This is a genomic window from Shewanella psychrotolerans, assembly GCF_019457595.1.
In the GTDB taxonomy this organism is placed as follows: domain Bacteria; phylum Pseudomonadota; class Gammaproteobacteria; order Enterobacterales; family Shewanellaceae; genus Shewanella; species Shewanella psychrotolerans.
The window spans coordinates 2303600-2317630 of record NZ_CP080419.1 but is presented as its reverse complement, the minus strand read 5'-3'; the positions used below and the strand labels follow the sequence as shown (position 1 = coordinate 2317630).

Here is a 14031-nt window from a genome sequence, read left to right as displayed (position 1 = left end):
TTTCACTCAGTGATTCATTTTACTTCTTATAGGTGCAATTACGGCTGAGCTTTATAGCATCAATATTGCTGAACCAGAGTGATTGTTGTTGTAATTGTTTCTGAGTTGTTATGTTGCAAGTCGATACTACTCTCGCATTTGAGTAAGGAACAATATTATGCATACGTATTCAAAGGATGGCTCTCATCGAAAGGTCCTTAAAACGAGCAACTTTTTATGCTTGTTTATGACTTTAATTTTCTCATTATGTTATTGATTGTAAGGTATTTTGTTGTGTGTCGCTGTAGGCTGCTATCGGTCTAGGGATTATGCATACGTATGCAGGGATATTGAACCTCTTTTGAGGGATGGCGTATGCTCGTTTCATTCTAACAACAAATGTTATCAGTAACGTGCGGGTAACATTGGGATAACGAGTAAGGTGTAAAAAGCCTGTCTACTTGTTTTCACACTAGGGGCAATAATGAATCAACTATCGTGGTGGCGCGGGGCCGTTATTTATCAGGTTTATCCTCGCAGCCTAATGGATTCAAACGGAGATGGTGTTGGTGATCTACAGGGGATCATCTCGAAATTAGATTATATAGCGAGCCTCAATGTCGACGCGATATGGATCTCTCCCTTCTTTAAATCCCCAATGAAAGACTTTGGTTACGATATTAGTGATTATCGTGCTATCGATCCACTGTTTGGTACTATGAGTGATTTTGAGCAGCTTATCGATAAGGCGCATGAGTTAAACATTAAGGTGATCATCGATCAGGTCTTGAGCCACACATCAGATCAGCATCGATGGTTTATCGAGAGCCGCCAAGATAGGGTTAATCCTAAGCAAGATTGGTATGTATGGGCCGATCCAAAAGAAGACGGTACCGCTCCTAACAACTGGTTAGCGATATTTGGTGGCTGTGCTTGGGAATGGGAACCCCGTCGTCAACAGTACTATTTGCATAATTTTTTAACGAGTCAACCCGATCTTAACTTCCACAATTCAGATGTACGCGCCGCTGTGCTCGATAACGTTAAGTTTTGGTTAGATAAAGGGGTCGATGGCTTCCGTTTGGATGCGATCACATTCTGTTACCACGACGAACTATTGCGTGATAATCCAGCTAAACCTAAAGATAAACGTCAAGGTCGCGGTTTTAGTGAAGATAACCCTTATGCCTATCAATACCACTATTACAACAATACCCGTCCGCAAACGGTTGGTTTTATCGAAGCACTGAGAGGGTTGGTAGATAGATACCCCGGGGTTGTTACCTTAGGCGAAGTCTCCTCTGAGGATTCGCTCGCCACAATGGCTGAATATACTCAAGGCGAAGGGCGTTTACATATGGCTTATAGTTTTGAGCTGCTGACCGATGATTTTAGCCCACGCTATATTCGTGAAACCGTTGAGGCTTTAGAGCATAGCATTGGTGACGGCTGGCCATGTTGGGCTATTGGTAATCATGATGTACAGCGAGTCGCATCACGTTGGGGTAAGGCGCACTTTAATGCTGACATGGGCAAAATGCTCAATGCAATGCTCTGTTCCCTTAGAGGCAGTGTATGCAGTTACCAAGGTGAGGAATTAGGTCTCACCGAAGTTGATATTAGCTTTGAGCAACTGCAAGATCCTTTCGGTATAGCTTTTTGGCCAATGTTTAAAGGACGTGATGGTTGTAGAACGCCGATGCCTTGGATTCAAGAGGCGTCACAGGCAGGCTTTAGCGATAGTGAAGCTTGGCTGCCAATTGCTCCGTCCCATCTGTCGCTCGCGGTTGATGTGCAAGATAGTGATCAGAATTCGATACTCAGCAGTTATCGGAAAATGCTTGCATGGCGTGGTCAATATCCTGCTTTAGTTAACGGTGATATCAAATTTATTCAATCAACTGAAAATGTTTTATTATTTGAACGTCGATACCAAGACTCGGTGATCTTAGTGGGCTTTAATTTCACTAATAGTCCAGCAAGTATACACGTTGAAGCGGGCGAACGCTGGGCTGTTATCGAAGGTCATGATTTACCAAAGGCAGTACTTTCAGATGGCAAGATTCAATTCTCACCATTTGGATGTTTCTACGCAGAGCTTAGGTGAAAAAATTTAACAGGATAATTTTGGTTCAAAATTCAGGTTCAAAATTCAGGTTCAAAATCTTGATTCAAATAGAGGTATTTGATGTATTAACAATGCTGCTCGGGGCGAATTGATGATCAGCGTGATAGCGTAGAAATATAATAGCGAATTAAGCATAAAAAGTGGCAAGTAATCAGGCTTGCCTTTTTTATTCGGATAAATCATCGTATCACTTGCGTAATATGACCTTAACTCCTATGATCCTCCCGATTTTTCTTAAGTAGGCTCTATCATGTTAAACGCGTCGCTGTCTCCAAGTTCAACTGAATTAGTTATCAATATACTCGCTATGGTTCTCAATGAAGGGAAGCCGTTGGATAGAGCTTATTCTCATCATTTTTCAGGACTAAAGTTAGCCCCAGCTGAACAAGCGAGGATCACGACTGTTGCCGGTGATTTACTGCGTAGATTAAATCTGTATTGCCATCTAGCGGACATGAAACCGCAAGAGATGGAACGCGAAGGCACCCGTTTACTTAACGCATGGCATATGTTCCATCAACTTGAGTTACCAAAATTACAGTATGCTTTATCTGTCGAGCCTGAGGAGTTTAAACGTCGTTTAGCTGAGGCTAAGGCGATCCCTGCGCTCTATGACGGCTGTCCGCAATGGTTAGATGAGTTAGGTCAAAGCCAAATTGGTGATAAATGGCCTGCAGAACGTGCGGCGTTGGCCATGGCGCCAAAGCGTTATTTACGCACAAATTTATTAAAAACCACTCGCGATGAATTACAGCAAAAGTTACTCCGTGAAGGCGTGCAGACAGAGATAGTCGCTGGCGTCGATACCGCGCTTGAAGTGACATCGGACTCGGCACTGTTTCGCACTGAGTGTTTTAAGCAAGGGCTGTTTGAGCAGCAAGATGCGGGTTCGCAACAGGTTGCCACCGCTGTAGATGCTAAGCCTGGCATGCGTGTTATCGACGCTTGCGCGGGTGCTGGCGGTAAAACCTTGTCAATTGCGGCACAAATGGAAGGTAAGGGACGTTTGCTTGCTATGGATGTAGAGCAATGGAAACTCGATAGTCTCAAGCAACGGGCACGTAGGGCTGCTGCCCATAACGTTGAAACCCGCATTATTGCCAGTAGTAAGACCATTAAGCGCTTAAAGCTAACCGCCGATCGGGTGTTGCTTGACGTTCCTTGTTCTGGTCTTGGGGTATTAAAACGTAACCCTGACGCAAAGTGGCGTGATACGCCTGAGCGTTTACCTGTGTTGCTACAGTTGCAAAAGGATATTTTACAGAGCTACAGCCGTATGGTTAAAGTTGATGGCATATTGATTTACGCAACGTGTTCAATTATGCCTGAGGAAAACCGTCAGCAAGTTGATGCATTTCTAAGTGCAAACCCTCATTTTAGTTTTATCGACGATGAAAGTATTAGCGTTGCCGATAGTGGGTTTGACGGATTCTATTTAGCCCGAATGAAGCGTGTTAGTGAAGCTTAGTCGTCATTAATCGCAATCACTGCAGCTAACGCTTGTACCTCGAATTAAAGGAGGGGAAAGTTTCTCTCCCCTCAATATATTTTCTCTTTGAGCGCTTTCCCATAACCCCTTTTTTGAAAATATTCGTCGTAATCTTTGTACCTTCTGGTAGAGAGCGAGTGCGCCAAAAACACTTCCTTGAACAACTGGAGTTCATTAACGCAATCGGTATCGATTTAGGTCAAGGCTATCAATTTTCCAAACCTATCCCCAGCTCCCAACTTATTGACTTACACCGAAAACAATAGCGAGAGTACAATTTCATTGGCGATAAATACTGCAATTATTGTGATTATCGTTGATAGATCGCTCAAAGTGAGTGCTGTTGGTTAGTGTAATCTGCTGACTAGTGATATGCTTTCTCCTTTCGACGAAATATTGATGGGCTATATGCTTCGTCACGGATGGTTTCATTGTTAAAGATTGCGCACGATTTTACTCACCAACAACTGTTTGCGGGTTTACAACTTCTTCTGCAGCAGGAACTGATCGACTTTTCTCACAACGCAGATAGCCTTTACGGCCGTTTTATCGATCCTCAAGGGGATCTGTTTACCCGTGTATTCTTTACTGTTGAAGGACTTAAATGCGAGTGTTCTTGTTCACAACGGCAATGTGCTCATGTTGCCGCGTTGGTGATCGAATATGACGCGAGCCAACCGGATCCTATTACTGCGCGTAGTCGTCGTGCAGATACCGCTATCCGCCTATTTAAAAGCGAAGCTAATCAACTTTTTGACCCGTTCCCTGCAATGGCCCGTCATCGCGTCTTGTATCTTATTCACGGTGAGCCAGATGCACTGCAATTAAGTGTGCATAAAGGCTATCTTAATAAAAATGGTAGCTATCAATTACGTGGCCCCTTAGGTTTTGATATTACTAACAGCACGCCACTACCTAAATACGTGAGTCAATCTGATTTACAATTACTCTACCAGCTTAAAAGCCTGTTATCGAACGAAGAGGTTGCTGGTCAAAATGATCAGATTCAGCTTCCTTTAGATAGAGGATTGTCAGCAGATTTTTACCAATTGCTTGGCATGACCGGAAGAGGGTTCTATCAAGACGCTCTAAGACCATTACGCTGCGATATTCACTATGATGAAGATTATGTTGATACGAGTTATTTAATTGAGCTTGAAGATAAATGTTATTTGGAGCCAGTAAGTCATACTTTGGTCATCGATGAGCGCGATAGTCATCTCATTGGGCAAAGTATATTAGAGAATATTGATCTCGATGGCGAATGGTTACCTCGTGTTGAGGTGGTACGTCATGGGGTCGATTTCCCTTGGTTGATACCCGCAATGATGCCACTGGATGTAGCCTTGTTTACTATGGTGCATCGTGGTGTCGCATATAACTTATCACAGTTGTTATTTATCGCCGCAAATCATAAGCCCTTGATGACTCAGATTGCCAAGTGTCAACTAATGCTTAATATTCTTCCTTTAGTTAGCCAGCAGTTTGAGTTACCTATCAGCCAAAGTTTAGCTTCTGGTACGCGGCTGGTGCCTGACGATGTCAGTGAACATGTGGTGTTTTTCAGAAGATTGACCTTAGCGGGTTGGCTGGTCGATTTTGCGGCTAAAAAGCGATTTGTAAAAGTAGCCGCAAATAACTGGTTTGCAGAGGTCGAAACACCTAACAAAGATTGGTTTGAACTCAGCTTAGGTGTTGAAGTTGATGGTGAACGAGTCAATCTATTGCCTTTATTAACCAACTTGATCCGCCAAGGTAAATTGTCGTTGGAGCTGAGCTGTGAGCCTATCTCTTTGGAGCTCGATACTGGTGAGTTATTGTCATTGCCAGCCAATAGGGTTGCACGGATTTTGAGTGTATTGGGCGAACTATTTAACAAACAACCGCTAAATGAGTCGCAGCAGCTGGTATTACCTCGTCACCAACTGACCCGATTACCGCAACTCGATAATGCATTAAAACAAGATCTCACCGATAAACGCTCTAAAGCGCTGAAATGGAGTGGTGCGACTTGGCTACGAAAACAGGCGCAAGCACTAAATAGTTATGTGAGTAATACACCTCACCATGCTGATATCGAGGTGCCTGAGGGACTTAATGCGGTATTGAGGCCCTATCAGGAACAAGGCGTTAGTTGGCTACAGTTTATCAAACAGCATCATTTTGCTGGCATTTTGGCTGATGATATGGGGCTAGGTAAAACCTTGCAAACCTTGTGCAGTATTTTGTTGGACAAGGAGCAGGGCAAGCTAACGGCACCAGTGTTAGTCATAGCTCCCACCAGTTTACTCAGCAATTGGCAACGTGAAGCAACCACTTTTAGTCCAAGCTTGAGCACGTTAGTGTGGAGCGGCCGAGCGAGGCGTGATCACCATCAGGCGCTAGGCAGTGTCGACATAGTGATCACCAGTTATGGCATTCTTGCTCAAGATGCCGACGAATTAACTGGGCGCCACTGGTACCAAGTTATTTTAGATGAAGCTCAAACGATTAAAAACAGCAGGAGTAGGGTTACTAAGCTGGTTAATCGTTTAGATACAAGCCATCGTCTATGTCTTACCGGAACACCGATGGAAAACCATTTAGGTGAATTGTGGTCGTTGTTTCATTTTTTAATGCCAGGTTTTCTCGGCAGTGCAGCGCAATACCAACGCCAGTTTAAACAACCGATAGAAAAAGATAATTGTGACACCGCGAGGCGTAAATTAGCCCAACGAATCGCGCCCTTTATGTTGAGACGTACCAAGGTTGAGGTGGCCACTGAGTTACCGAAAAAGACGGTGATCAATACCCTCATTGAATTGAGTCAAACTCAGTCAGATCTCTATGAAACTATCCGCTTAACGGTTGCTGAACAGTTACAGTTAGCTCTATTACAAACGGGGGCAAAAGCCAACCGATTAGCTATCAGTAATGCATTATTAAAATTGCGCCAAGTATGTTGTCATCCAGCAATGCTTAAGCTCAATCCAACTGTTGACGATGACAGTACGCTTAATCTTGAAGGTGATGTATCTCAAGATCTGTTGGTCGCAGAATCTTCTAAGCTAGCTTGGCTTGAAAATAAGCTGCCAAATATGATTGAGGATGGACGTAATATTCTTATTTTTTCTTCCTTCACCACCATGCTTGACCTCATAGCTCAGCAACTTGATGATCAAGGCATCGATTATGAGATGTTAACGGGTAGAAGTCGTCATCGAGATCGGATCATCGACCGTTTCCGTAGCGGCAAGGTTAATGTGTTTCTGATCAGCCTTAAGGCGGGAGGTTCTGGCCTTAATCTAACTGAAGCAGATGTGGTTATTCATGTTGATCCATGGTGGAATCCAGCCGCTGAGGAGCAAGCCAGTGATCGGGCGTATCGCATTGGTCAGCAAAAGCCGGTCTTTGTTTATAAGCTGATATGCCAAAACACCGTTGAAGAGCGTATTCAGCAGTTACAACAAACCAAAAAGGCATTGGCGCAGAGTATGTATCAAACCGAGAGTCTTTCTGTTGCAGAGATGAATAGTGATGATTGGTTAGCCTTGCTTCAACCAATCGCCGATGAAGCCAGCTCAGATCAAGCACAGTCTTGAGTTTAACTTGAGATGAAAAAACCTAATAGTTGCTCATAAAGGGGATTTCATCTCAAGTTCCACTAGCACTATTCACCTTGAATGGTAACGATAATGATTCGTTCGCTGGCGCGATCGCGTGCTTCACAGAGGTAAATCCCTTGCCATGTACCAAGGTTAAATGTGCCATTAGTAATGGGGATGGTGAGTTCAGCGCCAAGTAGGGATGATTTTAGATGGGCCGGCATATCGTCAGCACCTTCATAAGTATGAGTGTAGTAAGGTTCATTCTCTGGTGCTAACTGATTAAAATAGCGCTCAAAATCTTCGCGGACACTCGGATCTGCATTCTCATTTAGAGTGAGCCCGGCCGATGTATGTTGTAACAGAAGGTGCGCTAGCCCGATATTAACTTGTTGCAGTTCTGGGATTGCCTGACATATCTCATCAGTGATCAAATGAAAGCCACGGTTTTTTCGAGTGAGGGTAATTCGTTTCTGAATCCACATGATTAATATACTCTTGTTATCGCGTATGTCGTTAGGATGCGCTCTTAGCGATTGATTTGTAAAGTTTGTATTGTATACCAATCAGTATAAAGATGTGATCGATCCGCAAGAGTTTAGCGCTTATGAGGCAAGGCACTTATAAGGATATTTACAACATCCACATTGATTGGTGTTTGCTGCGGTTTTACCGTTGAAGCTTATACTTCTTCATATCTAAAAAATTGTATCACAAGAAATTATTGCCATAAAAAAACGCCCAAAGATGGGCGTTTTTAAATTTATATCAACTTAATCAATTATATAACTCACTCATTTAGCTATCAATAAATTCGATGCTAAATAAGATCATCGCTTATAATTAGAAATTTGCCGATTTAGGTGCGCGTGGGAATGGGATAACGTCACGAATGTTGGATACACCTGTTACGTAAGACACCAAACGCTCAAAACCTAAACCAAAACCTGCATGAGGCACGGTGCCATAACGGCGTAGGTCACGGTACCACCAGTAGTCTTCTTGGCTCAAATCCATCTCAGCTAGACGCATATCGAGAACATCTAGACGCTCTTCACGCTGTGCACCACCGATGATCTCACCAATACCTGGTGCGAGCACATCCATCGCCGCAACGGTCTTACCGTCGTCATTAAGGCGCATATAGAATGCTTTGATATCTTTTGGATAGTTCTTAACAACCACAGGTGCTTTGAAATGCTCTTCAGCAAGGTAACGCTCATGCTCTGATTGCAGATCGATACCCCACTCAACGTCAAACTCAAACTTTTTACCGCAGTTTTTAAGGATCTCTACCGCATCGGTATAATCGACTTGGGCAAAATCACTATTGACGAAGTTCTCTAAACGCTCAGTGACTGTTTTATCAACACGTTGAGTGAAAAATGCAAGATCATCACGGCGCTCTTCAAGTACGGCTTTAAAGCAATACTTAAGCATACGCTCAGCAAGGCCTGCCACGTCATCTAAGTTCGCGAAAGCGACTTCAGGTTCAACCATCCAGAATTCAGCTAAATGACGACTTGTATTCGAGTTTTCAGCACGGAAAGTTGGGCCGAACGTGTACACTTTTGACAATGCACTCGCGTAGGTTTCAGCATTGAGCTGGCCTGATACGGTCAAAAACGATTCTTTACCGAAGAAATCTTCTTTATAGTCCACTTTACCTTCATCTGTGCGAGGTAGGTTTTCTAAATCTAAGGTCGATACACGGAACATCTCACCAGCGCCTTCACAATCTGAAGCCGTGATAAGTGGTGTAGATACCCAAATAAAGCCTTCTTCGTTATAAAAACGGTGAATAGCTTGAGATAGGCAGTTACGCACACGCGCCACAGCACCGATAATGTTGGTACGAGGACGTAGGTGAGCGAGTTCGCGCAGATGCTCAATTGAATGACGCTTCGCCGCCATCGGATACGTGTCTGGATCATCGACCCAACCAGTAACTTCTACGTTAGTGACTTGTAGCTCAAATGCTTGGCCTTGGCCTGGAGATTCAACAACTTCTCCAGTCATCACTACAGAACAACCTGCAGTCAATTTTAAGACTTCATTATCGTAATTTTCTAAGCTATTTGGCACCACGCCCTGAATTGGGTCAAAACAGGAACCATCATAAACGGCAAGAAAAGAGATGCCGGCCTTGGAATCTCGGCGAGTTCTCACCCAACCGCGCACAGTGACTTGCGAACCAACCACAAAATCACCTTTAAATACAGAAGCGACAGATGCAATGCTCATTGTTGCTTAGTTCTCCAACGAATCGTTTTATTAAAAATTTTGGAGGTTTATATTACCTTGCTGGTGGCTTTTCTCAAGGAAAAAACCGCATATAAAGCCCGTTGGCGACAAATAATCTTGAGTTTATGAGTTGATTTTGCGAATCTGTTGTAAATTATTGGATCCAAGCCATCGGCAGCGGCGATTATATCATTTGCTCATAATCAATATCATGCCCTTTGCGTTACGATAATGTTGAGCGTATTGATCAAATCAAGGCACTAGACACAGTTGCCCCAAGGCTTGTACCTAGTTAGTCAGCTTGTTTCCCCAATCGACATTCTTAGTCTTATGACTTTGTTCATTGCTTTGACATCAGTAAAAGCTGTGCAGACCAGCGTATTGTTAATCATTTAAAACGCCGTTTTTCTGTTTCTATTTTTAAGAGAGACTCGCTGCAATTTGAGCTAAGTTTAGATATTAATTCAAATTGTTATCGCAGTTTGAATTTTGTTCAGGCGTTATACTTGATATAGTGAATGGGATATCGAGTAAACATGGAGTGGTGGAGGCTGATATGAAAAAAATCAAAATTTTTCAGATTTTTTTAGGGACCTTGTCCATCTTAGGTTGGTCTCTGGCTGTTTATGCACTGATCTTATTTGATAAAGCCAGACCCGATCGCGCTGTTGGGTATTTTCTCAGTAAAGGGGCCAGCGTGCGTTTAGATTGGGATCCTACCATTACCTTACGACTTGAATATGTATTGTGGACGTGCGCCGCGATAAGCTTGGTGAATTTAGCGTTCAATTTCTATGTGGCGCATCATAGTAAAATGGGGTACTGGTTTAACATCCCCTTGTTGTTGCTCACTTCCAGTGCTGCTGGGCTTTATATTAAGTTTCTCATTTAATCAAAAGGAGACAAAAAGCTAGACTGAGATTTGGCGACATATTTTGTCTATCATGGCGGCAGTAGCTCCCCAGATAAAATACTCTTCATAGGAGATAAAGTAGACGGGATAGGTTGTTCCGTTGCGGGTGAAATACTTGACGATTCGATTCGCGGGATCGAGCAAGAATGTTAATGGAACGGTAAACAGTTCATCCACTTCACCTGGATCCAGTATTGGTTCAAAGTCCTCTTTAACTATGCCAATAATTGGCGCTATCGCAAAACCAGTAAAGGTATTAAATAGGGGATATTGCCCCAAGATGTCGACGTTTTGAGTTGGTAATGCAATCTCTTCAAACGCTTCTCTCAGTGCCGTTGCAATTCGGTCAGCATCTTGCTCCTCAACCTTGCCACCTGGAAAGCTGATTTGTCCTGGATGGGCTCGCAGATGGGTTGGGCGGCGAGTGAGAATAAGATGTAACTCTTGCTCTTTTTCGATTAATGCTATTAAAACCGCTGCTTGACGAAGTACACGGTTAGTTTTAGGTGCATCATCGCTGGGTAACACCTGCAGGGCATAACGCCGTTTAAACTCATCGAGTGTCATTAGAATTAGCCAAAATCGGTAATATCTTACTTACCTTATCATAGCTTTCTTGATATTCGGCATCGACGAGGCTGTCAGCCACTATGCCGCCGCCAGCCCAGCAGTAGAGCTTGTTATTTTCAGCAACTAAGGTCCGTATGGTGATACTTGAGTCCATTTGGCCATCTTGACTGATATAGCCGATCGAGCCGCAGTAAAGGCTGCGCCTTGACGGCTCAAGCTCTTCAATAATCTCCATGGCTCGAATCTTAGGTGCGCCAGTAATTGAGCCCCCAGGAAAAGCGGCTCGCAATAGATCCGTGGCATGGTAGCCTTTATCTAATTTCGCTGTAACGGTACTGACCAAGTGATGTACCGCGGGAAAGCTCTCGATAGCAAAAAGTGCTGGTACACGGACTGAACCAGGCTGGGCAACTTTACCTATGTCATTTCTCAGTAAGTCGACGATCATTAAGTTTTCAGCGCGATCCTTTTCAGAATTGGCCAGCAGTTCAGCGCTCTGTCGATCGAGCTGCGGATCGGTTGAGCGCGGCATAGTGCCTTTAATGGGCTTGGTTTGGATTGCATCCCCCTTAAGTTGAATAAAACGCTCTGGGGAGATGGATAGCAGGACATTATGTGGCAAGCGACAAAATGCGGAAAACGGCGCCTTATTGGTTTGGCGCAGCTTTAGATAAGCGAGCCATTCATCACCCTGATATTGCGCCTCGAAGCGCTGGGTAAGGTTGATTTGGTAGCAATCGCCGCTATGCAGGTATGCTTGAATGACGGCAAATTTGTCGCTATAGGCTTGTTTGTCTATCTGCGCCTGCCAGTCAGTCGTCAGTGAAAATCTCTCTTTGTGAGCAGGCGTCGCAAAGACTTTTTCAATTTGAGTAAGCTGATTTTCAAGTTGTTGTTGTCCAAGATAATGCACCATGGACCAAGTCGCATTTTGACTATCAAATATCAGCGCCCAAAGGTAGATCCCGACATTCATCTCTGGCAGCGCGATATCTTTTTTCGCTGTTGTAGGCAGAGATTCAATCACTCGGCCCAAATCGTAGCTGAAACTGCCAAGTGCACCGCCACTAAAGGGCAGTTCACAAGGATAGGCTGTAGGACAATATTGTTCGATAGCTTGGTTAAGCAAGAAAAATGGATCGAGTGTGCTTATCTCTGTTGTTGAGGCATCTTGCTTGTGATGGCACATCTTGGTTATCTGGCCTTGAGTGACCAAGGTTGCTATCGGGTCAAAGACAATAATGTCAAAACGGGCGTCGATATGATCCGCACTCGCTGAATCGAGCAGCATGGCCCATGGCTTGTCTGAAAAATGGCTAAAAACCTCCGTCGTTGACAAGTTCCAGCCCAAAGTTCTAACTGCAATGCCTTGAGTTGACGAATAAACCATCAAATAACCTTATCTAAAATGTGATGTTCCCCTAAAAGTCGCGAAAGAGTATCATAATGTGAGCGGATTCAAAAAAAATACACGACCCAGCAAAAGGGCGATGAACAACCAAACTGTGATAAAGGAAAAGTCTGTGAGTATAGAACAGCCCATCATTAAGCAAGCGGATCTTATCGAGAGCGTTGCTGACGCACTACAATACATCTCTTACTATCACCCTAAGGATTTCGTCGATGCCATGGCCGAGGCCTATGACAAAGAAGAAAGTGCAGCAGCCAAAGACGCGATAGCGCAGATCCTAATTAACTCTCGTATGTCTGCTGAAGGCAAGCGTCCGTTATGCCAAGATACTGGCATTGTGACCTGTTTTGTTAAAGTCGGTATGGGTGTTCAGTGGGACAAGACCGATATGACAGTGCAACAGATGGTCGATGAAGGTGTTCGTCGCGCATACACCAATCCAGACAATCCGCTGCGTGCTTCGATAGTGGCCGACCCTGCGGGTAGTCGCAAAAATACCCGCGACAATACCCCTTCAGTCGTTCATATCGATATGGTGCCGGGGAATCACGTTGAAGTGGCTATCGCGGCAAAAGGTGGTGGATCGGAAAACAAATCTAAGATGGTCATGTTAAATCCATCTGATGATATCGCCCAATGGGTTGAAAAAACCTTACCGACCATGGGAGCGGGTTGGTGTCCACCAGGTATGCTTGGCATAGGTATTGGTGGTACTGCCGAGAAAGCCGCTGTCATGGCAAAAGAATCATTGATGGATCCTGTCGATATTCATGAGCTACAGGCTCGCGGCGCAGAAACCACCGAAGAAAAACTGCGTCTTGAGATCTTCGAGCGCGCCAATAAACTCGGGATCGGCGCCCAAGGCCTTGGTGGTTTAACGACCGTACTCGATGTTAAAATCAAATCAGCGCCAACTCATGCGGCATCAAAACCTGTGGTCATGATCCCTAACTGTGCTGCGACTCGCCATGTACATTTCCATCTTGATGGCACAGGTCCTGCTGATCTCACGCCTCCATCACTAGCAGATTGGCCTGAAATCACTCGTGAGGCAGGCGCGGATGTTCGCCGTGTTAACCTAGATACGGTGACACAAGCCGATATCGAGCAGTGGAAGAGCGGTGACGTACTATTACTTAACGGTAAAATGCTCACCGGTCGCGATGCGGCGCACAAGCGTATTCAGACTTTAATAGAAAGTGGTGAAGGTCTGCCAGAGGGCGTCGACTTCACTGGTAAATTTATCTACTACGTTGGCCCTGTCGATCCCGTCGGCAATGAAGTTGTTGGCCCAGCAGGCCCAACAACGGCAACGCGTATGGACAAGTTCACCGATCTGATGCTGGATAAAACTGGTTTGATGGGCATGATCGGTAAAGCTGAACGTGGCCCTGCGACGGTTGAATCAATTAAGAAGCATAAAGCCGTATACTTAATGGCTGTTGGTGGCGCTGCATACTTAGTGTCCAAAGCGATTAAGAAATCAAGAGTGGTTGCGTTTGAAGATTTAGGCATGGAAGCTATCTACGAATTTGACGTACAAGATATGCCTGTAACGGTGGCTGTCGATAGTGAAGGGGTGAATGCCCATGAAACCGGCCCCGCAAGCTGGAAAGTGAAACTTAGCTAACGTTAGTTAATCGTGATTCCACATATTGCGTTACATATTGAATAAGTTCTTGGGGGAGTGGGCGTCTTGCCTAATTCCCCATT

General features: G+C 44.4%; 9 protein-coding genes. 5 read left to right on the top strand and 4 right to left on the bottom strand.

Annotated elements, in window-relative coordinates; translation table 11 throughout:
* Positions 1-463 precede the first annotated feature (463 nt).
* The 3 genes from K0I62_RS10220 to K0I62_RS10210 all read left to right on the top strand — a co-directional run bounded on the left by K0I62_RS10220 (position 464) and on the right by K0I62_RS10210 (position 7177).
* On the top strand, positions 464-2086 hold the full coding sequence (locus K0I62_RS10220; RefSeq protein WP_220068065.1) for an alpha-glucosidase: 1623 nt from the start codon (positions 464-466) through the stop codon (positions 2084-2086).
* A gap of 271 nt (positions 2087-2357) precedes the next feature.
* Positions 2358-3575 (top strand): RsmB/NOP family class I SAM-dependent RNA methyltransferase, encoded by a 1218-nt coding sequence (locus K0I62_RS10215; RefSeq protein ID WP_220068064.1) that lies wholly within the window; start codon positions 2358-2360, stop codon positions 3573-3575.
* A gap of 452 nt (positions 3576-4027) precedes the next feature.
* Positions 4028-7177: a DEAD/DEAH box helicase gene (locus K0I62_RS10210; RefSeq protein ID WP_220068063.1), complete on the top strand. Its 3150-nt coding sequence runs from the start codon at positions 4028-4030 to the stop codon at positions 7175-7177.
* A 68-nt stretch (positions 7178-7245) separates the two neighbouring features.
* Here the strand turns inward: K0I62_RS10210 and K0I62_RS10205 are convergent, their stop codons facing one another.
* Positions 7246-7665, bottom strand: a complete 420-nt coding sequence (locus K0I62_RS10205; RefSeq protein ID WP_220068062.1) for a secondary thiamine-phosphate synthase enzyme YjbQ — start codon at positions 7663-7665, stop codon at positions 7246-7248.
* Positions 7666-8023: 358 nt separating this feature from the next.
* Entirely contained in the window at positions 8024-9424 is a 1401-nt protein-coding gene (gene asnS, locus K0I62_RS10200) for an asparagine--tRNA ligase (protein ID WP_220068061.1), read from the bottom strand.
* Positions 9425-9980: 556 nt separating this feature from the next.
* Here asnS and K0I62_RS10195 point away from each other — a divergent pair.
* Positions 9981-10316 (top strand): hypothetical protein, encoded by a 336-nt coding sequence (locus K0I62_RS10195; RefSeq protein WP_220068060.1) that lies wholly within the window; start codon positions 9981-9983, stop codon positions 10314-10316.
* Positions 10317-10334: 18 nt separating this feature from the next.
* Here the strand turns inward: K0I62_RS10195 and K0I62_RS10190 are convergent, their stop codons facing one another.
* Entirely contained in the window at positions 10335-10904 is a 570-nt protein-coding gene (locus K0I62_RS10190) for a CoA pyrophosphatase (RefSeq protein WP_220068059.1), read from the bottom strand.
* Complete coding sequence (gene pabB / locus K0I62_RS10185; protein ID WP_220068058.1) at positions 10891-12297, bottom strand: aminodeoxychorismate synthase component I; 1407 nt, start codon at positions 12295-12297, stop codon at positions 10891-10893. The genes K0I62_RS10190 and pabB overlap by 14 nt, the downstream gene beginning before the upstream one ends.
* Before the next feature lie 100 nt (positions 12298-12397).
* Here pabB and K0I62_RS10180 point away from each other — a divergent pair, with 100 nt between their 5' ends.
* Positions 12398-13948, top strand: a complete 1551-nt coding sequence (locus K0I62_RS10180) for a fumarate hydratase (RefSeq protein WP_220068057.1) — start codon at positions 12398-12400, stop codon at positions 13946-13948.
* Positions 13949-14031 lie beyond the last annotated feature (83 nt).

What these genes read in the sequence shown, in the direction of transcription:
- K0I62_RS10220 (WP_220068065.1), top strand. Translation starts at nt 464, where the DNA reads ATGAATCAACTATCGTGGTGGCGCGGGGCCGTTATTTATCAGGTTTAT.
- K0I62_RS10215 (WP_220068064.1), top strand. Translation starts at nt 2,358, where the DNA reads ATGTTAAACGCGTCGCTGTCTCCAAGTTCAACTGAATTAGTTATCAAT.
- K0I62_RS10205 (WP_220068062.1), bottom strand. Translation starts at nt 7,665, where the DNA reads ATGTGGATTCAGAAACGAATTACCCTCACTCGAAAAAACCGTGGCTTT.
- asnS (WP_220068061.1), bottom strand. Translation starts at nt 9,424, where the DNA reads ATGAGCATTGCATCTGTCGCTTCTGTATTTAAAGGTGATTTTGTGGTT.
- K0I62_RS10195 (WP_220068060.1), top strand. Translation starts at nt 9,981, where the DNA reads ATGAAAAAAATCAAAATTTTTCAGATTTTTTTAGGGACCTTGTCCATC.
- K0I62_RS10190 (WP_220068059.1), bottom strand. Translation starts at nt 10,904, where the DNA reads ATGACACTCGATGAGTTTAAACGGCGTTATGCCCTGCAGGTGTTACCC.
- pabB (WP_220068058.1), bottom strand. Translation starts at nt 12,297, where the DNA reads ATGGTTTATTCGTCAACTCAAGGCATTGCAGTTAGAACTTTGGGCTGG.
- K0I62_RS10180 (WP_220068057.1), top strand. Translation starts at nt 12,398, where the DNA reads ATGAACAACCAAACTGTGATAAAGGAAAAGTCTGTGAGTATAGAACAG.